Annotated in this window: 23 protein-coding genes and 5 tRNA genes; 9 read left to right on the top strand and 19 right to left on the bottom strand. The window is 42.2% G+C overall.

Features of this window, described 5'->3' with window-relative positions; translation table 11 throughout:
- The 3 genes from LRM42_RS03915 to LRM42_RS03905 form a co-directional block, all read right to left on the bottom strand.
- The coding region (locus LRM42_RS03915; protein WP_275973104.1) for a calcium-binding protein at nucleotides 1–3,471 on the bottom strand (3,471 nt) is incomplete at its 3' end.
- Nucleotides 3,465–4,277 carry a hypothetical protein gene (locus LRM42_RS03910; RefSeq protein WP_243816822.1) on the bottom strand — a complete coding sequence of 271 codons (813 nt, stop codon included), beginning with the start codon at nucleotides 4,275–4,277 and terminating at the stop codon, nucleotides 3,465–3,467. The genes LRM42_RS03910 and LRM42_RS03915, both read right to left, overlap by 7 nt.
- A 195-nt stretch (nucleotides 4,278–4,472) precedes the next feature.
- Nucleotides 4,473–4,937 carry an ABC transporter ATP-binding protein gene (locus tag LRM42_RS03905; protein WP_243816821.1) on the bottom strand — a complete coding sequence of 155 codons (465 nt, stop codon included), beginning with the start codon at nucleotides 4,935–4,937 and terminating at the stop codon, nucleotides 4,473–4,475.
- 104 nt (nucleotides 4,938–5,041) lie between these two features.
- Here LRM42_RS03905 and LRM42_RS03900 point away from each other — a divergent pair, with 104 nt between their 5' ends.
- Nucleotides 5,042–5,344: a hypothetical protein gene (locus tag LRM42_RS03900; protein ID WP_243816820.1), complete on the top strand. Its 303-nt coding sequence runs from the start codon at nucleotides 5,042–5,044 to the stop codon at nucleotides 5,342–5,344.
- Nucleotides 5,345–5,480: 136 nt separating this feature from the next.
- Nucleotides 5,481–5,978, top strand: a complete 498-nt coding sequence (locus LRM42_RS03895) for a phospholipase D-like domain-containing protein (RefSeq protein ID WP_320412656.1) — start codon at nucleotides 5,481–5,483, stop codon at nucleotides 5,976–5,978.
- A gap of 250 nt (nucleotides 5,979–6,228) precedes the next feature.
- Here LRM42_RS03895 and LRM42_RS03890 read toward each other — a convergent pair whose 3' ends face one another.
- The 5 genes from LRM42_RS03890 to LRM42_RS03870 all read right to left on the bottom strand — a co-directional run bounded on the left by LRM42_RS03890 (nucleotide 6,229) and on the right by LRM42_RS03870 (nucleotide 9,491).
- Complete coding sequence (locus tag LRM42_RS03890) at nucleotides 6,229–7,935, bottom strand: DUF2326 domain-containing protein (protein WP_243816819.1); 1,707 nt, start codon at nucleotides 7,933–7,935, stop codon at nucleotides 6,229–6,231.
- On the bottom strand, nucleotides 7,922–8,164 hold the full coding sequence (locus LRM42_RS03885) for an ABC-three component system middle component 6 (RefSeq protein ID WP_243816818.1): 243 nt from the start codon (nucleotides 8,162–8,164) through the stop codon (nucleotides 7,922–7,924). Before LRM42_RS03885 ends, LRM42_RS03890 begins: the two co-directional genes overlap by 14 nt.
- Nucleotides 8,161–8,895 carry an ABC-three component system protein gene (locus LRM42_RS03880; RefSeq protein ID WP_243816817.1) on the bottom strand — a complete coding sequence of 245 codons (735 nt, stop codon included), beginning with the start codon at nucleotides 8,893–8,895 and terminating at the stop codon, nucleotides 8,161–8,163. The genes LRM42_RS03885 and LRM42_RS03880 overlap by 4 nt, the downstream gene beginning before the upstream one ends.
- Nucleotides 8,896–8,942: 47 nt before the next feature.
- Nucleotides 8,943–9,107, bottom strand: coding sequence for a hypothetical protein (locus LRM42_RS03875; RefSeq protein ID WP_243816816.1), 165 nt, complete (start codon nucleotides 9,105–9,107; stop codon nucleotides 8,943–8,945).
- A 309-nt stretch (nucleotides 9,108–9,416) separates the two neighbouring features.
- Nucleotides 9,417–9,491: transfer RNA gene (locus LRM42_RS03870), tRNA-Glu, on the bottom strand.
- 91 nt (nucleotides 9,492–9,582) lie between these two features.
- On the opposite strand from LRM42_RS03870, the gene LRM42_RS03865 reads away from it, so the two are divergent.
- A complete protein-coding gene (locus LRM42_RS03865) occupies nucleotides 9,583–9,798 on the top strand; it encodes a hypothetical protein (protein WP_243816815.1) in 216 nt (71 codons plus the stop codon).
- Here LRM42_RS03865 and LRM42_RS03860 read toward each other — a convergent pair.
- Nucleotides 9,795–11,954: a sensor histidine kinase gene (locus LRM42_RS03860; RefSeq protein ID WP_243816814.1), complete on the bottom strand. Its 2,160-nt coding sequence runs from the start codon at nucleotides 11,952–11,954 to the stop codon at nucleotides 9,795–9,797. The two genes, LRM42_RS03865 and LRM42_RS03860, sit on opposite strands and share 4 nt — an antisense overlap.
- A gap of 26 nt (nucleotides 11,955–11,980) precedes the next feature.
- Nucleotides 11,981–13,330 carry a hypothetical protein gene (locus LRM42_RS03855; RefSeq protein ID WP_243816813.1) on the bottom strand — a complete coding sequence of 450 codons (1,350 nt, stop codon included), beginning with the start codon at nucleotides 13,328–13,330 and terminating at the stop codon, nucleotides 11,981–11,983.
- Between the two features lie 40 nt (nucleotides 13,331–13,370).
- Between LRM42_RS03855 and LRM42_RS03850 the strand changes: the two genes are divergently transcribed.
- The gene (locus LRM42_RS03850; protein ID WP_243816812.1) at nucleotides 13,371–13,742 is read left to right on the top strand and encodes a response regulator transcription factor; all 372 of its coding nucleotides are present in this window, start codon (nucleotides 13,371–13,373) and stop codon (nucleotides 13,740–13,742) included.
- Here the strand turns inward: LRM42_RS03850 and LRM42_RS03845 are convergent.
- A complete protein-coding gene (locus tag LRM42_RS03845; protein ID WP_243816811.1) occupies nucleotides 13,739–14,551 on the bottom strand; it encodes a bifunctional 5,10-methylenetetrahydrofolate dehydrogenase/5,10-methenyltetrahydrofolate cyclohydrolase in 813 nt (270 codons plus the stop codon). The two genes, LRM42_RS03850 and LRM42_RS03845, sit on opposite strands and share 4 nt — an antisense overlap.
- A gap of 76 nt (nucleotides 14,552–14,627) precedes the next feature.
- On the opposite strand from LRM42_RS03845, the gene LRM42_RS03840 reads away from it, so the two are divergent.
- Together LRM42_RS03840 and LRM42_RS03835 are read left to right on the top strand one after the other, a co-directional pair.
- Nucleotides 14,628–14,705 (top strand) — tRNA-His (locus LRM42_RS03840).
- An 85-nt stretch (nucleotides 14,706–14,790) separates the two neighbouring features.
- Nucleotides 14,791–14,867: transfer RNA gene (locus tag LRM42_RS03835), tRNA-Lys, on the top strand.
- Nucleotides 14,868–14,903: 36 nt separating this feature from the next.
- On the opposite strand, the gene LRM42_RS03830 is transcribed toward LRM42_RS03835, so the two are convergent.
- Together LRM42_RS03830 and LRM42_RS03825 are read right to left on the bottom strand one after the other, a co-directional pair.
- Nucleotides 14,904–15,314 (bottom strand): hypothetical protein, encoded by a 411-nt coding sequence (locus LRM42_RS03830; RefSeq protein ID WP_243816810.1) that lies wholly within the window; start codon nucleotides 15,312–15,314, stop codon nucleotides 14,904–14,906.
- Between the two features lie 24 nt (nucleotides 15,315–15,338).
- Nucleotides 15,339–15,415: transfer RNA gene (locus tag LRM42_RS03825), tRNA-Arg, on the bottom strand.
- A 43-nt stretch (nucleotides 15,416–15,458) separates the two neighbouring features.
- Between LRM42_RS03825 and LRM42_RS03820 the strand changes: the two genes are divergently transcribed.
- Nucleotides 15,459–15,533: transfer RNA gene (locus LRM42_RS03820), tRNA-Gly, on the top strand.
- A 32-nt stretch (nucleotides 15,534–15,565) separates the two neighbouring features.
- Nucleotides 15,566–17,371, top strand: coding sequence for a glycogen/starch/alpha-glucan phosphorylase (locus LRM42_RS03815; RefSeq protein ID WP_243816809.1), 1,806 nt, complete (start codon nucleotides 15,566–15,568; stop codon nucleotides 17,369–17,371).
- Here LRM42_RS03815 and LRM42_RS03810 read toward each other — a convergent pair.
- Nucleotides 17,361–18,881, bottom strand: a complete 1,521-nt coding sequence (locus LRM42_RS03810; protein ID WP_445083042.1) for a helix-turn-helix domain-containing protein — start codon at nucleotides 18,879–18,881, stop codon at nucleotides 17,361–17,363. The genes LRM42_RS03815 and LRM42_RS03810 overlap by 11 nt on opposite strands.
- Nucleotides 18,882–18,950: 69 nt before the next feature.
- Here LRM42_RS03810 and LRM42_RS03805 point away from each other — a divergent pair, with 69 nt between their 5' ends.
- A complete protein-coding gene (locus tag LRM42_RS03805) occupies nucleotides 18,951–20,219 on the top strand; it encodes a serine hydroxymethyltransferase (RefSeq protein WP_243816807.1) in 1,269 nt (422 codons plus the stop codon).
- 63 nt (nucleotides 20,220–20,282) lie between these two features.
- Here LRM42_RS03805 and LRM42_RS03800 read toward each other — a convergent pair whose 3' ends face one another.
- The 5 genes from LRM42_RS03800 to LRM42_RS03780 all read right to left on the bottom strand — a co-directional run bounded on the left by LRM42_RS03800 (nucleotide 20,283) and on the right by LRM42_RS03780 (nucleotide 24,336).
- Nucleotides 20,283–20,726, bottom strand: a complete 444-nt coding sequence (locus LRM42_RS03800; RefSeq protein WP_243816806.1) for a prepilin-type N-terminal cleavage/methylation domain-containing protein — start codon at nucleotides 20,724–20,726, stop codon at nucleotides 20,283–20,285.
- A 77-nt stretch (nucleotides 20,727–20,803) separates the two neighbouring features.
- Complete coding sequence (locus tag LRM42_RS03795; RefSeq protein WP_243816805.1) at nucleotides 20,804–22,585, bottom strand: RCC1 domain-containing protein; 1,782 nt, start codon at nucleotides 22,583–22,585, stop codon at nucleotides 20,804–20,806.
- Entirely contained in the window at nucleotides 22,582–23,427 is an 846-nt protein-coding gene (locus tag LRM42_RS03790) for a hypothetical protein (protein ID WP_243816804.1), read from the bottom strand. The genes LRM42_RS03795 and LRM42_RS03790 overlap by 4 nt, the downstream gene beginning before the upstream one ends.
- Complete coding sequence (locus tag LRM42_RS03785) at nucleotides 23,414–23,863, bottom strand: type IV pilus modification PilV family protein (RefSeq protein ID WP_243816803.1); 450 nt, start codon at nucleotides 23,861–23,863, stop codon at nucleotides 23,414–23,416. Before LRM42_RS03785 ends, LRM42_RS03790 begins: the two co-directional genes overlap by 14 nt.
- Entirely contained in the window at nucleotides 23,851–24,336 is a 486-nt protein-coding gene (locus LRM42_RS03780) for a prepilin-type N-terminal cleavage/methylation domain-containing protein (RefSeq protein WP_243816802.1), read from the bottom strand. Before LRM42_RS03780 ends, LRM42_RS03785 begins: the two co-directional genes overlap by 13 nt.
- Nucleotides 24,337–24,355 lie beyond the last annotated feature (19 nt).

Raw genomic sequence — 24,355 nt, 5'->3', positions numbered from 1 at the left:
GTAACCTAATTGCCTTGCAATAGTTACCTTGTCGTTGGTTCCCTTAATGGAAAGTTCAAGATTGTAGTTAGCAGTGTAGCCGCTGCCAGCTACAGCGCGTTTTACGAGGATATCTTCTGGGCTAATACCTTCACCAAATTGAAGGGTATCCACGCCATCGGTCTCTTCAATATAGTCTACTCCATCTCCCTTGTTGAAGATGTAGAGGTCGTCGCCCTTACCACCATAGAGTGCGTCATCGCCAGTGCCACCAATGAGAGTGTCGTTACCAGATTCGCCACGGAGCCAGTCGTCGCCAGAGTCGCCATAAAGAAGGTCGTCAGCAATGCCACCGCGTAAGGTGTCATTGCCATCAAGGCCGTGGTATTCAACAGCGCCATCGTCGTAAGCAACAAGTGTGTCACCTCCATCACTGCCAGTACGGTTATGTAACATCTGGTAGATGGTATCCTGTGCCCATATGGTGCCATCAGCAAAGGCAATTCTTTCTACTGCTTGTCCTGACGCATCTTTTTGACTTACACCAAACACGTTTCCATCGCTGTAACCTAATTGCCTTGCAATAGTTACCTTGTCGTTGGTTCCCTTAATGGAAAGTTCAAGATTGTAGTTAGCAGTGTAGCCGCTGCCAGCTACAGCGCGTTTTACGAGGATATCTTCTGGGCTAATACCTTCACCAAATTGAAGGGTATCCACGCCATCGGTCTCTTCAATATAGTCTACTCCATCTCCCTTGTTGAAGATGTAGAGGTCGTCGCCCTTACCACCATAGAGTGCGTCATCGCCAGTGCCACCAATGAGAGTGTCGTTACCAGATTCGCCACGGAGAGTGTCGCTGCCGGAGTCGCCATCTATTAAAGTATACTGACTGCCCACGCTGAGAGAATCTCCACTAGCCGTTCCGCGTAAAACCCGTTCACCAGCAAAGTCGATGATACGACCATATTCCGCCGATTTACCAACATAATAACTTCTCAAAACAATAAACTCTTCACTGCTCTTCAGTCCGTAATATTTCATTGCCCGCACAAACTCACTCAGCAAACCAACGCCAGCAACAGAGTCTCGAGAGATAGCATCATCTATTATCTGCTTAGCTTTCTCGAATGAAACCTCATCATTGTCATCAGCCACGCTATTCACTATATCTTTCAACTGTGCCTGAGAAATCAATGATACATACACAACCTCAAACAATTTAGTATACGAAGATTTTAGCAAGGGTGCCGAGTTGGCATTTGGCGACCCTTGAAATTCTACACCAAAAAATTTCTCCAATACAGCCAATTTTCGGGCATCAAACGTATCGCCGCGGCTTTTCGGATCAACGGAATCCACTCCCGCCCAACGCGCCAAAATATCCTCAGCTAACGCCTCGCGTTTTGCAACATCTTTTTCTGCAATAAACTGATTGATCAAACTGCGTAAAGAACCGGACTCATCCTGCATTATCGCCTTATGTAATGAACCGACATTGCCCGCTCCTTGTACATTTGGAAGCAGCGCAACATCATCGGAAATCTCTACCTGTGACGAATCCACCGAATACACCGGATTACGATTCAGCAGATATTCTCCAGTCATCCGAGTGCTGCCATCCGCCAAAGTAAACGTTCCTGTTCGCACTTGGATGTTATTAGCGCCGTCGGTCACGCCAGTGTTGTTATACGACAAGCCAATAGACACAATCCCCAAATCAACCAACTGTTTTAATTCGCCAGCGGAAGCAATACCGTCGCCGTCAGAATCTTGCCAAATCCGCAGCAGTGTATATATCGCATCATTGCTATCAATCTTGCCGTCCTTGTTATTGTCATACTCTGCCAATGCCGTAAAACCGCTTGATGCCAACGTTTTGCTATCTTTCATTAACGTACGGTCGCCAAACAACTCATTGCCGCCATTAATTATCCCGTCGCCGTTTTTATCGTACGCCAGCAAACCTTCTTTGGCACCAACCCACGAGGTTTTTTCAGCGAAGCCATTATTATCCAAATCAAAGAAAGCGTTTGACTCCTCAAGTGAAACTGTCGTTATTCCGTCGCCATCCAAATCAAACACCAGCGGATCAATACGACGGTTTTGCTCGGCTTGGGCTTTCTGAAAAATAACCTCAATATCTTTATACTCTCCACCCGAGAACATCCTTTCAAACTCTTTCAGCACGTAGTTCGCATAGCCAATTTGAGCATCTGTATAGCTGTGCCTAAATTTACCGTTCTCTTTTGCTGGAGGATTACCGAGCATCCCTTCATATCTACCAGACCTATGTTCTTTCCATTTGTAGAAAGGCAATTTATTGGTCAGTAATGATTCCTTATAATTACCTTCTATTTTAGCTACTTCAATAACTTTGATAGCTCCAAGAAGCTTCTCGATCTTGTCCTTGTCGAGCTTAGCTAAGCCGGCTACATTCTCCTCTACGGTATCTGTTACATCACCCGTTGTCCTGTCTATTAGAGTGTCAAGCATATGATACCTTGCAACACCTGAGCCGCCTCCGCCGCCAAAGAACCCTGCGTATGCCAGCATAGTACTCCTATATTCATCTCCGTCTTTTAAGCCCTTTTGAATGTTCTCTATTTTAGCAAGGTAATCGACATTGCGATTCTTGCCCGTAAGGCTATAGACCTTATACATCAGCATAGTTGTTAACGCCTTGACGTTCACCGATTGAGCTCGCACTCCACTCAATGCATCGACGTGATAAACTTGCCTGCCTAGCCTCATGCCGTAATTACCGGTAATATCTCCAGAATTAATATGATTCGTTGAATTATACTTATATCCATTATCCCATATTTCAATATCCCAAGTGTTCTGACCTATACCAACGCCATTAAAGGTTACTGACTTTACCCCTGTATCACCACTTTCCATATCAGAAGTTACGTATGTCATATACTGAGCCAACCCGCCACCTAGCGAGTGTCCAGTAAAGCTAACATTACTATTCTGGTTGAGAGCCTTGAACATAGCATCTTTAGTCTCGTAACATACTGGACCGTGTTCATTTAAAGTGTTAAACACAAAGTCTTTTGCTTGTTGAAATTGGCGAATAAATACCTGTGGAACGAAAGACGCTATTTGTATGTCCGTACCCCAATCTTTTATATTATTAGTGCCACGAAAGGCAAACACTATCTCACCCGTTTCGGGGTTTTGAAAAGCAGTGCAAGAAAAGGGGATAGAGCGAGTAACAACTTCCTCTCGTTTATACCCGCGATAATTCACAACTTTTACTTCACTGACGCTAGACGGGGATTGGGCTATAAGTTTCCAGGAGCGAAGTGGATTAGAAGAATTTTGGAGGGCAGAGAATTCAGGACTATTGATATTGAAATCTTTACGCGACATAGTACCATTCTCAACACCGTCGACAAGACTACCTATCGTTTTTCCTTTATCTACACTCTCAAAATCAACATACGCCAAGGCTGATAGATTTAGATAGTCTTTAGTGTTTACCATATAAGATCCTCCTTTGGTAATGCAGATATATTATCCAGGCACTTTTTTATGCTTTCTAATGATATGTTTTCGTCTACGCCACAAGAAACACCCCTTCTATCTTTTTCGCTGATATCTAGAACACTAGATGATACCCGAGAAATACCTTGAAGTTTTATATATTTCACCAATTCAAATAATCTACTAGCTATGTCATTTTTTGACATCTCCCGGCCTTCTCTATATCTTATAGCAATCGAATATACAGTTAATCCATATTTATCTTTATCACCCTCCAAAAACACCTCCTCAAAAGTTGGCTTTTTCAGAGTGAAGGTACGCTCTACGTCTGGATCTATTACGCCTAGTCTAACTTTTACATCAACGGGCATGTCTTTAAATATTTCTCTGACTTTGGGTTGAATTTTGGCAGTTTGTTCTTTTTGCCAAGTTCTTACAACATAGTCGTCGCTGTACTTCGTCTGGTTATCCACCCGAGAAATATACACCTTTATGCTTTTATCTGATTTAGGATAAGCATCAGCAGACCATACACAAGAAATACCAAAAGCACCGCCATTACAACTAGGTTTTTCTACTTCAAAATCTTGGTCATATTTGTTTTTTAGATAGCTAGTCATGTTAGCTTGCTCAGTCTTATCGCCAACCGAACGTTTATTAATTTCTCTATCTATTATAATTCCACCTACAATGTACACTACAGTCATTACCACAACTATTGACGACAGAATAATCAAGATAGCTTGCCAGATTTTTTTATTATTTACATGCGATTTGCTCGCTCTTTTGCTCTTACTATTCGCCATACAATATAGCCCCTATTGCTTAGTTATTTATCATTTTACCTTAAGAATAAGCACGATGCAACGGACTGATAATTCTATAATTTATTTCTATACTAACTGACACTAGACGGGGACTGGGCTATAAGTTTCCAGGAGCGGAGAGGATTAGAAGAGCTTTTGAGAGCGGAGAGTTCGGGATTGGAGAGGTCATCCTCCTTAATTAACTTGTCGAGCTAATGATTCAATACGTAGCTTGCGCTCCGCCCGCCTCATGCGCTGAGGCATTGAAGCGACTTCAATATTACGGCGCAACGTCAAAAAAGGCTGCAGATAAAACGATTGGAAAACAAATCCAATTGTCTGGTTGCGAAACTTAGATAGTTGACGATCATTCACACTGGAAACGTTTTTCCCTCCTACAACAATCTCACCAGACGTAGGCTTATCTAGTCCACCAAGTAAATGCAGTAAAGTGCTTTTACCACTGCCGCTTGGACCAACAAGAGCCACAAATTCACCTTCGTGAATGTCTACTGAAACATCATCGATAGCTCTAATTATTTGCTTGCCAACTTTATACTTCTTGATTACATTCGTAGCCTTGATGGCGATCGGTCTGAAATCAAGGTTCGTAATATTATCAGCCTGCGCGACTAGAATATCCGTATTATTACATTCCATATAAAATTACCATTAGCGTTATTATAGCCGATAGCTATTCGTACGGTCAACATAGCCACATAAACTAGCCTCCACCTCCCCTTAATGCTAGAATATAAAATATTATGCCAGAAATAGATAAATACATTATCTCAAAAATTTTGTTCTTTATTTTCGGGTCAACCACTGTAATTATTTTCTTTTTATTCTATACGGGAGCATTTGTAAATATCGTTGGGTCCATAGAAGCTGCAATTACGATATATTGCATAAACACCGTCCTGCTGATACCCATAACAATCTGGTATGCAATCGAGCGCTCACATAAACCGAAATATAAGGAGAGCGATATACTTGAAGCCTATTCTGAAATGATGTCTCGGACTGACGATGAGTCCGTTGCCAAAGAAACTACAAAGCAACAATGAAAAAACTCGCCACAAAATAAGCGAGCTATTCCAAACATTCTTTATGGTGAGCTAACCAATATAAATGTGGAACTTCTTTTTCGCGATTTGTTTGTACTGCGAAATCGCTTCAAGGAGCTTGGTATGGTTATTAAAAATGGCGAGGTACATTTGCTGGATTTGGAGGAGCGTGATGTTTAATTTGCAAAAACTAGATTCAAAACTCTACGACCAAAATACTTTTGACAACCAGTTTATGTGTGACTTACGAAAAACCCGCAAAAGCATTATCATCGAAAGCCCGCTCCTTAGAGTCGCCCGAGTTAAAAAATTCACTCCAATACTCCACCGGCTCAAAAAGCGTGGCGTGGTAATATTACTTAACACCAAACCACTTGAAGAACACGACGAAATATACAAACTACAAGTCCAAAAATCTCTGAGTTTACTACAATCAGTAGGCGTCGAAGTGCTTTTTACAGTCAAACATCACCGCAAATTAGCCGTCATCGACAAAGAAATTATTTACGAAGGCAGTCTAAATATTTTTCCGTATCGCAACAGTTGTAAGATAATGAGAAGGACGACATCGGCGCTGGAGGCGGAGATGTCGATAGATTTTATCGGCTTAAATAAATTTATGGAGGTGAAATAATCATGAACAACGAGTATACAATCAAGGATTTTCATCTGTACGAAGACGAAGAAACGATTCAGAAAACGATCCACCGCCTGGAGTTTCACGACCCAGACAATGCCAATCGCTAATACGCGGTCGGATTTCTGAAATTCATGCAGCGTTTTGCACATGTTGCAAGCAAGACTGAGGGGATTGATCTTGAGAGGCTTTTGAAGAAGTACAAGAAACAGGATAGTGTCTCTTAACAGACTTCAACGCGGCGGTGCTAAAAAGTTACACCCAGTAATGTGCCGCGCTCGTCTTTGTCGTTAAACCTTGCGATAATATATTTGCTGAGATTATCGGTAAATTCTTCCGGTAGAGAGTCATACGGCATATACCCAGAATTCATGGAGCAAATATACTGAAAGTCTAACGACTCGGCTTTGCTACTAGAAATTTCTAGAGCTTTTGCTACCTGTCTAGGATCTACGTCTGCAAATATTTTTGAATCGTGGAATAAGGGAAATTCTCTATGACGTATAGTAGACCAATATTCAGCTAGCATAAGATCGTAGCAGAACACCTTCATACTACTAACGCCGTCGCTGCCAGCTTTTTTAATATCAATTTTAAACTTATAGCCTTCTTTATCTACATCGATAGAGAGTGTCCCGGGCTGTTCGTACAAAAATCGAGAGTTTGAATTAAATAAACGTATAGCTGTTGATATTAGCGGCTGGTCTCCGCTATATTCCTGCCGCATTTTTGATATAATACCGCTAATCTCTATCCTTATATCATCAATCCTTGACTTAATCTCCGTGAGTCGAGAAATTCTGCTCTCTATGTCCGCTATCTTAGCCTTACTTTTATTGACCTCATCTTGAAGCTTTGTATACTCATCAAGAGCTCCATGTGTTTTTAGTATATTCATGTAGCCAGCTCTCTCGTTTGAGAGTTTCTCCATTTTGTTATCCAAAGCTCTGTTTTTTGTTACATATAGCTCAATCTCGCTTTCTAGATAATTTTTTCTATTAAGCACCACGTCCCTATGGAAGTTGATTACCTCATCAAGTGTACGTAGAGAGGACTTTTCGAAGACAGCGCCTGCCGCTTCGTATATTTGTTCTATTCTTATATCATCACCGTTTTCATTTTTTAAACTGTCTTTGTATCTCTCTACTATTTGAGAGTTTATAGTGATTTCATTGATAATATCGTGGATTTCTTTAGTTAAAGTGTCTGCTTTAGCCTGTATATCTCTATAGTCTTCGTGAACTTGAAAATTTTCTAGTCTTTTCATCTTCTCCGCAAGTTGCAACTCAACGTCTATTTTCTCTGAGTTCAAATCGCCAACCGTACCTCCAAACACATCAAAAGCACCCGTTTCAATAGCTTTGTTTGCACTATCTAATTTATTAAATTCAGATTTAAGTTGCGAGAATTTGACAGATAGTCGCCAGTTTAGCCCTATTAGAAAAGCAGCATTGTTATTTCTAGATAGCACGTTCTGCCCAGCAAAGCATAAGAAAGGATTAGAAAATGCGCCGTCATAAGTCCTCATGAAGTACGATGCTAATGTGCGATACGTAGGGTGATTGCTTTTGTCTTTTACCTCGCGCACACTAAGGCCAAATAACTTCTCTCCTAGAGTTAAACAAACTTCATCTACGTTGATGTCTTCAATTCCTAGCGCCTCTACATATTTCTTACGATCCTTTACTGCCCGTTTGAGGACAATTTCTTCTCCATCTATCTCGATAGTTAAATTGAATATCCAGTCTCGCATCTCCTCTTTTTTGAGAGTTTCTGATGGACTGCCTCCGAGACAATAGCTTATAATTTCAAGTAATAGTGTTTTACCCAAGCCATTAGTAGAATGCTTATCGCTGGAATCCTGATCGCGGTCGGCTATGATTATATTAAAACCTCTACGAAATTGTATGGTTTTAAAACTGCTTTTGTTTGCGCTTAATTTAACTAATTTCATGTTTTTTATTTTTTTCGATTACTCCATTATTATACAGTATAGCTCCGGAGGAGTACAGTAACACCAGAGCTGCAATAAACTTCTCAAACGTACCTATTTCTTCATATACCTTCACTTTGCTCCATAACGAACTCACTGTCTCAACTGAATCTATGTTTTGAAGAAGTATTGCGCCAACTCCAACGACCGAAAACCCCACGCGAATAGTTTTATCTGGAAGTATTATCATTTTTCAAACACCTCACACAGCTGAAAATAGTAGGCCACTATTCCGTAAGCTGCAGCCATATGACGAGGGTCGCTACTGTCGCTAGAGGCTGCTTGCACTAGAGAGTAAAATATAGCATCCCCGTTATCAGTGTCTCTTCTTAAATTTTTATACTTTTGTACAAAAAATATCCTTAATTTTTCTGGATAGTCTTCGCTAGCGTTTTTGTTTAAAAAATCATCAATCAGCGATACAGAAGCCATGCCCATTTTTAACATTTGCTCTGTCTGCAGACTTAGACTATTTTTGTGCACTTTATCCTTTATAGGTATCAGTCTAAAGTCTTCGCTATCGTATTTCAAAGGAGGGTTATCTATGATGTGCCGAAGAGTTTCCTCGAGTTCTCTAAATGTGATTGTCGGTAAGCTTCTCTTTATGGCTCGCTCAATGCGTTCCTCGTGCAAAGATTTGATTTCATGAAGATAGTCAACAGAGTATTTTGCCACATTCTTATCAATAATAGCGTGGCACGCTGGACAGAGAAGAATAAGATTATTATAGGAATGACGTTCGATATCACTCTGGCCGTCGTCATAGCGTGCAGAACCCGGCTTATGTCCCTTAATATGAGCCATTTCTCCTACAGGAATCAGGGTGTCAGTTTGACGCTCAACCACTGGTTTGTTACACATTGCACAGCAACTACCACTTTTTGCCCATAGAATTTTCACGCTTGATAGAGGAATACTCATTTGTCTATTATTGTATCACTCTATACCGCTTGTGCCTAGCTAAAACCTCAGCTTTCATCTATCATCGGCTCCGCCTCAATCTGTGATCTTTTCTTCGGGCGCTTTGTTAGTTTTGATTGCTTTTCTTGAAAGAGGCCTGCTAGAACTTTTTCGCTCAGAAATCTCTTCTCACTTCCTGGCAAACTTCTTTCGTGAATGTTTAACAATTTCATCTCGTACCGTCTCATTACCTTCGGTTTCTAGCAGCAAAGTCTGCCTAGACAGCGGCGCACCGCCGCCAGCCGAGCATAGTAATTATACGCAGGCAGGTTGTCGATTTCACCAGGCTCAATGTACGAGCTAAACATCGACCCTGAGCTACTACCCGAACTCTGTAACCCCTTGCGAAAAGCCGCCTTTTTCGCTGCCATCTTCAATAAAATTCCAACTTACGATGAAATAGAGCTTGGAACTCACAAAGACAGCCCGCTACCAGAGGTAAACGAGCTGTTTCGTATCCAGATGGATAATAAATCCTTTAATGGTGACCTTACCGGGAATCGAACCCGGATTGCCAGGATGAAAACCTGGTGTCCTAACCGTTAGACGATAAGGCCACGACTTCAGATATCATAACAAATTATCGTCGAATTGTCTATAGCAAATCAGCTACTTCTCCGCCGTTATCTATTAATGTATAATATTTCCATGACAAAGCAGAAGAAAAAGCGCAATAAAAAATATTCTGGGATGGACGCGGCATCTCAGCGACCAAAAGTAACAAGGATTACAGCAACGAATCGCTCCAAATTATCTCAATGGTTTTTTGATCGAAAAAAGCTCATTCGCACCATTGGCATGGCGGGACTTGTTGTAGTTGCTTTAATTATCGTTATTTCTGGAATATTGAGCCTGTTTCGTTAACGAACCGGCAGCTTAAATCCAAAGGTACTGCCTTTTCCTTCTTCTGATTCAAAGATCATTTCGCCATCGTGCGACAAGATAACTTTCCTCGCCAAAAATAAGCCAACGCCAGTGCCGTCTGGTCGCTTTTTTCTGGCATTTGTGCCGCGGAAGAATTTGCCAAACAAATTTGCCTGCTCCGATTTTGGCACACCAATTCCCGAATCTTTCACCGTAAATTCAATCGCGCCATTACTATTTTTCAGAGAAATTATTACCTTTTTATGTGGATTTGAATAGTAAATGGCATTGTCAATCATATTCAGCATAACTTGACGAATCTTCTCGGAGTCAGCCGTAATCAATGGAACTTTTTTATCAATCTTTAGGTCCATTTCGACAGACCTCTGATCAGCCACAACCTTAAGCAAAGTAACTTCATCCCGAAGAATTTGAGCAACGTCTGTCTCCTGTTTATCAATGTTAAATTTACCAGTCTGAAGCCTAGAAACATTAAGAAAGTCGTTTATTAGCCTCACCATACGCTCACTCGAAGAAAACGCCTCTCTAAGAACTGCACGCTGCGTCGGCGTAATCTTCCCTAGATCGCCCTCTAGCATCATATCCAGATAACCCTTAATACTAGTCAACGGTGTCCTTAACTGATGTGAGGCCATAGAAATAAATTCGTTCTTCGCCTCGTCCAATCGCTGAAGCTGTCGATTACTGAACCTCAACTCTTTCGTCGCCTCGTCAATTTTGCGCTGCAAACTTTTATTCAACTCATTAATTTCTTCCAGTGACAAAGAATTTCGAATCGACACAGCCAGTTCCCCGGCAATCGATTCCAGCATTTCAATATCGCGAGAACTATAGCCCAAACTCTTATGATCGCCCAGAAATAGAATTCCCGTTTCTTGATTTTGATGCAGTAGCGGCATAACAATTTTCGTGCGATGAATATCCAAAAGTTTCTTCAGCTCTGGATCTTTTACTTGATTTGCCAAAATAACTTCCGGAAAACTACAATTCTTATAATAGTAATCCATAATCCTGTGAACATCTTCCTCGACAACAGATATTCGTCGCCGACCCGCCCGACCGTATATTCCTTTTTCTGGAATACAAAACGCCACTTTTTCCGCCTTAAGAGAAGTCGCTATATAATTGCCAACACGTCGAGTTAGCAATTGCAGATCCGCCGTATAGGTCAATATTTTACTAATCTCACGCGTAAACGTATCAGCATCATATTCTCCGTAGTAAAAAACCCTATCAGTAAATTTATCAAAGATTTTCTTCACTGGTTGATATACGACCGCCAAAACCATAGCCAAAATCATGTTCATGAGATTTACGTGACTATCAACCGTTAGGCTGCGCTGGAAGACCAAAATTGAAATAACATATGCAGAAATCACGTAAACGACAGCTAGTGCGATCAATAGCAACATATACGAAACACTTCGAGCCACCGCCATTTTTACGTCCATCAATCGGTATCTTACGATGCTATACATAATTGCGAATAAGAAAATAATCGTAGCAATTGGACCAATCCATATATATCGATAATCACCAAGCGCCGGAAGAAATAGATCCACTACAAAGCCAGGAATGCTACATATCAACAAACCAATCATGTAAATTGCGACTTGCTTGCGTCGAACAGGATCTGATTTGCGCCACGCTATATAACCAAAACACATAGAAATTAAGAAGAATACCGAGAAAAAAGTTGCAAAAATAACATAGTTGACTGCATGAATCGGAATTCGAGAAAAATCTACTGGCGTGACGATTTCTGATGTATTAATAATAAATTCAGGCACCAAAATAATGTATAGCGAAAAAATCGTTATTAGTATACTAGACGCGCAGATAAAACTCTTCGTTGATTTTGTCGATGGAAGGAATGACTTTGTAGTAAAAATAGCCAACGCAGGACAAAAAACAGCCGAAGCTACATAAAACCACCTGGATGCAGTGTCCAATGTTACTTCCTTGTCTGCCAGAGAAAACACTTCAAGTCCAGCCGACCACACAGCCAAACATAAACAAACCAGAAAAAACCAATACTTTGCATCATGACGATGCTTCGATTTTTTAAGCACAAGCACGCCCAAAATTAGCGCCATCAACGCAACCAATCCTAGCACTAATGCTCGTATCATCATACTAATGCTTATTATAGCATTTTATTCTACGTTTCAATCGCAAAAACTGTGTAAACGCCGCTCGCGGTAACTGTAGCTTCAATAGATTCTTTTGGTATGCCGGATTTTTGGAGCAACTTAAAGCCTTCTTTAATTGAACGCATCCTAACTTTTGGAACCCACCCCATTAGTCCATGCAAAAATTCTTTTTGTGGGCGATTTACGTTCATATTGCCAGTGATCATTAGCCCACCGGTTCGTAAAAATTTCAATGATTCTCGTGTCAATTGCTTATAAACGCCATCTGGCAGATATTCTCGTAAGCCAGAATCTTCCGCAATATCCAGCTTACGGTTGCCCAAAACTCCCTCCAGGCTCAAAGGCTTGCCAAGCTTGCTAAATAATCGCTCGCAATGAATTTCAATCTTATCTTCCAAATTCCATTTCTTCGCCAAGCTTTGCGCCGCTGCCAAAGCCAACGGATCTTGATCTAGCAGGATAACCGTCGGCGCCTCACCAGTTTCATTCTTAAGTTTTTTCAGCATCTTCAAAGTCGCCAGTCCCGTTCCGCAGCCAAAACTCATCACCAACATATCGTCAATTGAACGATTCTCTTTTTCTGCCACTTTCTTCAAATAATCAATTGATAAACCATTCACTGTTTCCACTCGCTCACGAATACCAAGCGAATCCGCACAGTGACGAATGACGTTAGAAAACTTCTCAGTCACCGGTGCCTGGATAAACTCTCGGACTTCACTAATTCTCTTCTCTACTTCTTCAATAGCCGTCGCTTTATCTACGCCGTTGTTGATTTTATCTTGAATCATAACTTCTGTCAGCGGTAAGCCATTAATCTTCTCATCAAATACCGACTTATCCAGCGGACCACTCATAGTTGGATATTTACCTTCTGACAATATTTCGCCATTTTTACCAAAAACACTTAAGCCCTCAGCTTCAGAAATTGTCAAAAATGTTAGTGCGGAACCTCGCTGATTGTGCCACGGCTTCGAATCAGTTTGATCTTTACCATACAATAACTTATCACGAGAAATCTCCAGATATGAATCTATATCATTACCCCATTTATTTTCTCTTACAAAAGGAATCTTTTCTAGGACACTCGCAATTGCTGCGGTAGCTGGATTTTTATGAATAAAGTATTTACGAATCTCTTTTAACTCTGCATCGCCCCGTTTCAAATAGTTATATATATTTTTAATATTGTCAGGGTTGTTGTATGCGGAGTCGGTCTTTTCCCCCGCCTTAACCTTACATCCCTCGCGTCTAAGATCCTCAATTTCCTTGTTTAATTTTTTATTAGCTTCATGATCAACTCCATTAAGAAAATCACCTGCTTCCGTAATATACTGTTCGCCTCTAAAGTTTTCCATGCCAGAAATTATAACATAGTTTATATGATATACTTAGAGCATGATAAAAATCGCTATCATTGAAGACGACCCAACCATCAGCCAGATGTACCGAATGAAGTTCGAATCGGACGGGTTTGACGTTCGCTTGGCTGCCAACGGACAAATTGGTATAGAAGTAGTCGAGAAGTTCCAGCCAGACATTATTTTGCTAGATTTACAAATGCCGGAAATGGACGGCGCGGAAGCCTTAAAGCGAATTAGGTCTAAAGATTGGGGAAAAACTATTCCCGTTATCGTCCTCACTAATCTCGGAGAAGAAGAAGCTCCGCACGATTTGAAGAAATTAGGAATTCATAGCTACATCGTAAAAGCGAACCTCACGCCACGCCAAGTTGTCGAACAGGTCAAATCCGCCATAAAAGCTGCCTAGTTTTTTGATTGATTCGCAATTTTTAGACAAGCCGTAATTACATTATCAAACAGCGCAGAAACCGTTAATGGACCAACTCCGCCTTTTTTTGGTGTAATAATTACATCATCACGCTGACGCGCCTCTTCGGATACGTCGCCAACAATTTTTCCATTTTCCGAAGCAGTTCCCGCGTCAACAACAACCGCCTTGGCCTTGACCATTTGGCTTTTAATCAGCCCCGGAACTCCAGTCGCCGACACGATAATATCGTAATTTATCAATTGAGATAAATCGTCACCTTTTTCAAAAACCGTCACATCGACGTCAGACTTTAGCCACATCTTCTCAAGAGGGGCGCCAACCAAACGACCTCGCCCGACAATTGCAACTTTTTTTCCCTTCAAATCAACGCCATATCCAGCCAGTAGCCAGCTAATAGCCGTTGGTGTAGCTGCCTGAAAAATCGCCTTTTTACGCAAACCGTCAACGTCTTTATCTTCTCGAATACTCTCGAGCAACTCCTCAGTCTGATCAGAATTACTAATCGGCAATTGCAGAATTATTCCTTGAACGTCGTCTCGATTGTTCAATTCTTGAATCACCTCCAAAGCACCGCCCGCAGGGACTCGATGAATCTCCACGTCAACCAAAATATCAGCGCCATACCTCTGCTTCAAACGCATATACGTTTCAATGACTGGATTTTCGACGTCAGTAACAATCGCCAAACGAGGATTAATATGCCAAGCTTGCCTTAAAGCTCGCACCTGTTTCGCCTGGCGCTCCTTGATAAATCCAGCTAGTTCTGAGCCATTTAGTTCTCTCATTGTCATTAAGTATAGCAATTTTACCATCTTGAGTACAGATATAGTGTGTGCTATAATTTGAAAAGCTTGGATCATGGCGGATGTAGCTCAGTTTGGTTAGAGCGCTGGATTGTGGCTCCGGAGGCCGTGGGTTCGAACCCCATCATTCGCCCCAAGTTTTACGACAATTTGTTCACACCAATAAATTATTTTCAATAAAACGGTAGACATTTTTATTAATTGTTGTATAATGAAATCGTGGGCCAGTAGCTCAGCTGGTTAGAGCACCTGCCTCTTAAGCAGGGTGTCGAGGGTTCGAGCCCCTCCTGGCCCTCCAAGAAAATAACCTCACATTGAAGTGAGGATTTTTTATTTATCCAAACGGATTATATCCGCGAGAAGGCGGCTCGCGAAAAGTAGTTCGATTAGCATTGAAAGATTGGCGAGAATTGTTCGCGCCCGACGAAGCATTATTATTCTGTAAACTATTAGCCCGTCGATTTCCGCCAGACAAGCCAGCGTCATCAGGATTATTGTTAGCGACTCTCGACCGAGGTGCTACACCTATTTCCGCACCAAATCGTCTTCGATTGTCAGAATTATTGGCTGATATCGAAGATCCATATCCCTTAATAAATCGGCGCTCCGAATTAACGCTACGATTAGCGGTCAGCATTCTGCCCGTATCTCCATACGCTTTAAAACCATCAACTGATCTTCTTAAGGAGCCAGATAATCTAATCATCATTTCCCGCGTCATTTGCGGTTTTTTGTTCGCATCCATATATCCCCCATTAGTTATATGAAATGGCGCCCCGAGTAGGATTCGAACCTACGACCTTAGGCTTAGAAGTCCTCTGCTCTATCCAACTGAGCTATCAGGGCGTATTCACATTATAACATCTTTCTGCTACAATAGTAAAAGCTTGCGGGTGTAGTACAGCGGTTAGTATGCAAGTTTTCCAAACTTGAGATGGGAGTTCGATTCTCCCCACCCGCACCAAGTTAGACAATTTCAATCCATAAAGGGCATCGATGGATCCATATATTTATACAGAAAAGCCAAAATACCAGCCGCACGACATTGAAGATGCGTCCGAATTTTATGATGTAATTGAACGAAGCAGTTTAACGCATCAATTGTCTGAAAACCGACCATACGTCTACTGGACAATGGAAATTTATGATAAGTCCAATGGCATTAAAGGTGGCGGCGGACTTGGAGTTTTGGCGGCGGATACGCGACGTGTAGCTGAAAAATTGGAAGTTCCATTCGTAGTAGTGACACCGTTTTATCGTAGCGAATCACACCAGAAAATCACCGACCTCGCGCAAGAAGAATTTTCAGAGTCCGTTTCACCTCAAGATTACGGATTTGAATATATTGACGAAATTTTTGTGAGTTCGAACGGTTTTCCAGACGCAAGCTTAAGCATTTTTAAGAAGACACTCGGTTCAACGCAATTTGTTACAATTTCAGAACCGAACTTTGGGCAATTGTACGAAGGCGACGGATCTGGTGACCATAGACTATACCAAGAAGTAGCGCTGGGTTTTGGCGGCTATAAAGCATTAAAACTCCTCGGTATTAAGCCGGCTGTTATTCAACTTAATGAGACCGCAACAATTTTTGCTGCATTGGCACGACTAGACGAACTGTGCGCTAACGGAATGAATTTATATGAGGCCATCGTTTACGTTCGCAAACATACACTTTACACAAACCACACACTTCTTCAAGCGGCCGAACCGGAATTTCATCGTTCGCAATTTGAAAAATTAGTTCTGCCAAATATAAAGAGCAACGCCGTACGTTGCTGGCTAATGGAACAATTCCGCAATGACAGATTGAGGCCGAATCTTTTGGCAATTGAACTTACTGAAGCGAAGAATGGTGTAAGTAAACTACATGCCCGCGTAGCAAATTTCCGCGACCGCAACAACGACAAAGTAAAATTTCAAGCCATTACCAATGGAATAGATCTTGAAACGTGGGTGCTACCTGAAACGTTGCAAACATATCGCGATCACGGCATTATCGATAAATTTGGACTACCCACAAATGATTTTTCTGAAAAATTAGACTCGCTGAGTATCGCAGATTTGAGATATTTGAAAAAACTCGGCCGAAAGGAATTAAATCGAGTCCTATTGAGTCGCCAAGACCAGTACGGAAAATCCATACAAATCCCAGAAAATGCAATATTATTCGACTTCAAGCGAAGATTCGCCAATTACAAACGACCTTATATGCCGTTTGAAAACCCAGATTCATTGCGCCAAATTCTCATTAACCACAACGCGCATTATATTCTGACAGGAAAAGTTCACCAAGGCGACGTGACGATGTATCAGAAATTGCTCGAAGTATTAAAATTGATTGATAACGATCCAGTCCTCAAGGATCGTGTTCATTACATACAAGATTATGACGAAGAGTTGGGGCGAGCATTAGCAATCGGTTCAGACGCCTCGATAAATATTCCTATTGTCGGATTAGAAGCGTGCGGCACGTCGTGGGAAAAAGACATCGCCAATTTGAAACTCCTCATCTCCACTAGTGACGGCGGAGTTGCCGATATCCAGCCAATCGCCTGCCTCGAGGTTACCGGGAGAAACTACGAAGCTGAAGTTTCATCTCTGTACGTCAACATGCATAAAGCTGCCGCTATTTTGAAAAATGACCAATTGTTAGAAAAGCATATCCGCCACCAATTAAGCAACTATTTGCCAATTATTTCTGGCGCCCGAATGATGAAAGATTATCTCAAATTTATTTTTCCAAAACCGCAAATCCAGCCTAAAAAAGAACCGCAGATCAAGCGAATTCCTATTCAATAATCACTTCAATATCAGCACCTAGCGAATTTAAGCGCGCCGCCAATTCCTCGTATCCGCGATTAATCGAATATACATCGCGCAGAATCGATACACCTGGAGCAGCAAGCATTGCCAAAAGTATCACAACGGACGGACGAAGTGCCGGCGGAGCAACAACGTCGGCTGGCTTCCATCTTGTTGGACCGGTGATATAAACACGGTGTGGATCAACCAGTTCGATTTGCGCATTCAGCTTGCTCAGCTCTGTAAAGTAAATTGCTCGGTTCTCGTAACTCCAGTCGTGAACCAACGTGCGCCCCTCAGCCACCGTCGCGATAAGCCCCAAGAACGGCAAATTGTCCATATTAATTCCAGGAAACGGCAAGGCGTGAAGTTTATCCTTGGCTGCCTGTAGTTTGGAACGCTGCAATTTAATATCAACCAAACGAGTTTGCCCGTTATTAGCAAAATATTCCTTGCTGAGTTCAAATTTAAGACCCATTTCCGCCAATGTTGCCAGTTCAATTTCCAAGAATTCAATCGGCGCACGGCGAACGGTAATTTCCGAATCCGTCACCACAGCCGCCGCAATAAAACTCATCGCTTCAATCGGATCTTCGCTCGGATAATAGTCCAGATTTTTACTAATTCGTTTACGACCCGTGATTTTCAAGGTTGTCGTACCAATTCCCTCAATTTTCACACCCAACTTCTTCAAGAAGAAGCAAACATCTTGAACCATGTAATTTGGGCTAGCATTGCGGATGATAGTGGTATTTGGCGACAACGCAGCAGCCATAATTATATTTTCCGTCACCGTATCGCCGCGCTCCGTCAACAAAATCGTTCGATCGCCAGAATTGACATCAGTTTTTGCGTGATAATAATCAGTTTCCGCCGTGACGTTCATTCCAAAATGCCTCAAACCACTAAGATGCGGCTCGACCGTGCGCTTGCCTAAATTACAGCCGCCAGCAAACGGCAATTTGAAATCGTCATATTGATGTAGTAGCGGGCCAAGGAACATAATCACCGTCCTAGTTCTCTTCGCCGCAGCAACATCCATATCTTCAAGCTTCAAGCGCGCTGGCGGCACGATCTCAAGATCGCTACCGTCCAACCAGCGAGTTTTAACACCAATCGAATTCAAAACCTCGATAATTCGGTTGACTTCCTCAATTCGCGCCACCTTCCTAAGCGTCGTCTTCCCTTTATTCAACAAACTCGCACAGAGAAGACCAACTGCAGCGTTTTTACTAGTCTTAACTTGTATCTCACCAGACAATTTTTTGCCGCCAGTTACCTTAAAATTCATTTTTCCGGAATGATTTACAGTCACAATATTGTTATTAAGCACTTCACTAATTCGAGCAATCATATCAATGCTAATATTCTGACCCCCGTTTTCAATGCGATTAATAGCACTTTGCGACGTGCCAATCGCCTCAGCTAATTGCGTCTGTGTCAAACCTTGTTTTTGACGATTTTCAGCGATTAAATTGCCGATTTTTTGAAGATACTTGTCTTTTATCATGCGTAAATTATATCACTAATGATATATATAAGCAATGATATAATAAGTATTAACGGAGGTTTAGTCATGAGAGACAAGCAAATTGAAGAACTTATAAAAGCAGAAAAAAAGCGCCAAACGGACGGTCTGGAACTGATTCCTAGCGAGAATTACGTTTCGTCAGACGTGCTTCAGGCGCTCGGTAGTGTTTTCACTAATAAATATTCAGAAGGCTACCCTGGTCGACGTTATTACGGCGGACAAGAAAACACTGATCAAGTCGAGCAGTTGGCGATTGATCGCGCTAAAAAACTTTTCAAAGCCGACCACGCCAACGTCCAGCCACATTCTGGCGCGCAGGCTAATGAGGCGGTGTACTACGCTTGGTGCGAGCCTGGCGACACTATTCTGGCTATGGATTTGGCTCACGGCGGACATCTTACACACGGCGCCCCGGTTACTCGTAGTGCCAGAGAGTACAACTTCATTCGCTATGGTATAAAAAATATCGACACTGGCGAAATTGACTATGAAGAGATTCGTCAATTGGCCTTAAAGCACAAACCAAAGATCATTCTGGCGGGATTTTCGGCATATCCACGAGAGCTAGATTACGAAAAATTTGCCGAAATTGGCAATGAGGTCGGCGCTATGCTAATGGCGGATATGAGCCATATTGCGGGGCTAATCGTTAGCGGTGTTGCCAAAAACCCGTTTGATTATGGCTTTCATGTAATTACCACAACAACTCATAAAACTCTGCGTGGACCACGAGGCGGGTTGATTCTTAGTCGAGGAATAGTCGGCAATCCATTGAAAAAACCAGAGAAAACTCTCGAAAATTTACCTACGTTGATTGATCGAGCGGTATTCCCTGGCACACAAGGCGGACCGCACATGCACACCATCGCTGCAAAAGCCGTAGCATTTGGTGAAGCCTTACAGCCAGAATTCAAAGATTACGCCGAGCAAATTGTCAAAAACGCGAAAAGACTGGCGGAAGAGTTGCAAAAACGCGGCTTTAAGTTAGTGACTGGCGGCACCAGCAACCATTTGATTCTGGCAGATATTCACAGCAGCTTCGGCATTGACGGCAAGGAAGCAGAAATCGCCATGGATAAAATCGGTCTGACACTGAATGCCAATGCGATTCCAGACGATCCCCTACCAAGATTCAGGCCAAGCGGCATTCGCCTAGGCACACCAGCTGTCACAACGCGAGGCGCCAAAGAAGACGACATGGAAAAAATCGCGGAATGGATGAGGCGGTCAATAGACAATCGCGATAATGACGATGAGTTGGCTGAACTACGCAAAGAAGTTATGGAATTCTGCCATACTCTACGCGATATTTAACATATAACCGCACATAAAAAAACTCTGGCTTAATGCCAGAGTTTTTTTATTACCTATATCGAATTACGAAGCACAAGTACCGACTGTTCGCTCTTCTGCTACGTTCTTGGAGAAGTTAAAGTACTTAACGTGCGCACCCGTAGTCGGACATGGAACATACTCAATAGTATTAGCCTCTGAAGGAGCGCTAGATACGCTACCAGACTTAACAGTGCTCTCGTCTAAGTAGTATGGTTCGCCAGTCTGTGATTCAGAAGAAGTGCCAACAGTAACAGTCTTACTTGTTAAGACTGTTAGAGATCCTGGATAGTGACTCTTTGCTGTATTGTATAGCTCAGCTTTCTTAGCAACAGCGTCAGCAGCAGATTTAGCAGCAGATGTCTTTGCTTGGTTCTGCAAACCGTTGTATGCAACCAAAGAAACAACTGTCAAAATTGCGATGATCACGATAACGATCAAAAGCTCAACTAGTGTAAAACCTTGATTTTTGATATTCTTTGTAGTCACGATAATGTGCCCCCTAAATTGTTAGTTTGATTTGTAATCTGATAATACTACAACGTTTTTAAAAGCGCAAGCATTTTTTAATATATATATCGATTCTGTACTGGACGCAAGAATAAAGATTCCGTCGGGCTGAACCTATTATTTTCACTACCTGAAGTTCCGTCACCAATCTGCCCATTATCATTCAATCCCCAACAGTAAGAGCGCTTGTCCGACATAATTGCACAGCCACGGTTTGCCCCAGCAGACAAACTTACTACACTCTCTGAAGCGGGAAGTCCATTTGAACCAACGTTAACTGGCTGAGGAGTAAATGAATATTGAATGTCCGTCCTATTTGCTCCAAGTTGACCCAATCTGTTATCGCCCCAACAATAGACTTTCTTGGTACCAGCATCGTTCATCAAGGCGCAAGAATGAGCAATGCCAACCTCAACCTGCAGCGCCACTCCAGGCAAACCACCGACCAACCTCGGCTCAATATGCTTTTTAGGAGTGCCACTCCCCGGAGATCCAGCCTGTCCGCGCCCAGCGCCACCCCAGCAGTACACCCTACCCGCAGCAATAGCGCAGGTGTGAGTTACATAATCAGGAGAGCCCGACCAAGTGTATCCGTCTTGAGATATATCAGTCACGTCCTCCAAACCCTTAACTCTGGTAGCATTACCATAGCTGCTATAATGCGTCACACCAATACCCAACTGCCCATACCTAGCTTGCCCCCAACAGTAAGCTCTTTTTTCGGTGGTTATAACACACATAGTTTGTGAACGAGATCCGCCAGTTGATAACTTAGTAGCAGAATAATTATTAGGAAGCCTGTCGGGGCCGCCCGAATTAATACGCACTGGCGTTGCGCTGGACTTAGGGCTGCCGGGACTCCCGTAACCCAATTGACCCATAGTATTACTACCCCAACAATACACCTTTCCTGCGGCAATAGCACACGAAACATCGCCGGTTCCTCCAATTGCACTGATATTATTTCCAGCAAAATCTGCAGCCAACGCGCCAGTAGGCGGCTTAACCTCGACTGGAACACTAGAATATTTACCGTCGCCAAAATCTCCATTACCTAGTTGTCCAAATTGATTATTACCCCAACAATATATCTTCCTGACAGAACTAAATTCAGTCAATACACAGCTATGAAATTGTGCCGCAAATATATCAATAATTTTTCCATTTCTCATATCACCCACAGAACGTACCTTTACGGGGACATTAGAGCTAACAGTAGTTCCGTCGCCCAATTGACCCATAGTATATTCATTACTTTCATACTTGTCATTATTGCCCCAACACCAAACATTATTCGACAATATAGCGCACGTACGATAAGTGCCGCTTACTGTACGCGTTGCGTCAATATCGGCTGGCCAAGTAACTGATTTTTTTACAACAGCAGTATAAGTTTTTAAGACTGTGCCACTACCATTTGTTATTTCAACGCGACCAGTAGATGAGATTTGAGCGGTAGCGGCCGACAAAGCCGTGCTTCTAGTCGAAGCCTCCAAATCACCGACTTCAAAAGTCGTCCTAAATTTATTGCCTTCATCAAATACATATTTCTCATAACTCGGATTTACAGCCCCCTTACAATTAGTTTCCGGGCGAAGCGGACCAATTCCACCAGGAACCGACCCCCATGATTGCTCAGCTCCATTAGAATCCAAGCAGGCGTTAGCATACGCCGTACCCGCCTCACCAGCCTCTTGAGCTAACTTGTAATAATACTCTTCCTGAGAGTAAATATATGATTGAGCCACAACCCTCATAGCTCCAGCCAAAAGAGCTAATATGAAAGTACTCATAAGCACGATCAACACCAAAGAATAGCCGTTTTTTTGTCGAATCATAAGTTATTTATCTTTCGTATCATTAATGTTTGAGAATCGGAAACTTGTTTACTTGGTGATTGTATTGTTAAAGTAACCTCTACATTATCCGCGCCATCAAGAGCTTTCTTATCGCTATCTGGAGCGTCGCTATTTTTGCTTATCAGCGTTTTTCCGTCATAGTAATTAATCTTAAATTCCGAAACTCCAGTCGCTAAAATCGAATCTTCACGAAGCTTCATAGCTCGATCTTTAAACTTATCAGCATCCGTAACATTCATACAAAAGTAACCCGCGGCAGACCCTGAATATGGCGCTGGAGGATAACTGGAGAAATCAACTAAATCATTATAGATAGTCCGTCGATGCAACTCTCCATTCTTCAAAAAATATATGACTATTTTTTTATACTTCGGCTGCTGAGTCTTATTTGCATTACAGTCAAACTTTGGAGTTCTTAGATATACAATCTCTCTAGAATCGGCGCCTCGCCCCATATTTGTAGCATATTGGAGCAATATAAGTGAGTTCTTTTCAGGATCAGTAACGGCACTACTTGAATATGGATTACTCCTATATCCCCACTCTCTAGGCACCGCACTAGGGAAATTTTTATCAGTAGCAAACGTATCCTCCCCATCATAACTACTCACCTTAAAGCGCGAGGCTTGGCGCACGTCAGTTTCAATTGCATCCATGGAATTGTGCATATTTCGACTAATCTCGACTTTTGCCTTGCTGATAGATGCGCTTTGATTTGCTGAAATTAACATCTGGCTAAACACGCCGACAACCATTGCAATGATGACCATCACCATTGCCAATTCAACTACGGTAAAACCCCCCTCATTAGAACGCCACATACGTCGCATGTACCACCTTCTTTCCACTACCTATGCCAGAGCTTGGCAATCCATATTCTACGATAGATTCCACTTTGATCGGCATCCCCAGGCTAACTGTTCCACTCTTACATCCGTATGGCGCTGATGCATATACTTGCTGCCTAACCATTCCAGGCAGCCCATCGACATTACCAGTAGTTCTCGTAACTTCATACCTAGTATTCGACGACGCCGTGTTACATTTAAACCACGACGGAGCGGAATCATTCGCGTAACGACGCATATTATTATACGCCAGAAGACTTGCTTTATTATGCTGAGCACTTAAAACCGATATCTGACTGACCTGCGCTTGCATACTTAATATAACAACCATGAAAATACCAATAACAACCAGAGTAACCGCAACTTCGACAATAGTAAATCCATCGCTTTTTCCTGTTAATCGCGCCATATACTATTTACCTTTTTTTCCGACCCCGTCGAAAATTCCTTATATATAATGTTATATTTCACGCAAGTTACCGCCGCCACGTCAGTTATAGGACCAGAAGTCGGCTTCGTACAATCTCCATCGTCTATGTTTGCCGCCTCGTACAACAATTCGCCGTTACTACCGCCAGCCCAATCACCACGACTACATTTAATCATTTCTTTTTTTAATGAATCACTTCCTACAATTGACGAAAAACTCTTAATAAGATCAGCACAGGAAGGATATTCGTGTCCAATAGAGCTTACATTTTTATATTTGTAATATCGTTCCAACCTCAAGGACAGCTCAGATACATCAGCTTTTTGCTCCTGGTCTCTAGTCAAGTTCAAAAATCTTCCGCCACCAACAAACGCAATACTAGCCAAAATCGACACAACCACAATAACTACTGCCACCTCAACTATCGTATAGCCACCCGTCCCACGATTCATATCAATATTGTAGCGCAAA

This window comes from Candidatus Nanosynbacter sp. TM7-075 (assembly GCF_022828255.1).
In the GTDB taxonomy this organism is placed as follows: domain Bacteria; phylum Patescibacteriota; class Saccharimonadia; order Saccharimonadales; family Saccharimonadaceae; genus Nanosynbacter.
This window is presented reverse-complemented; position numbering and strand designations above follow the sequence as displayed.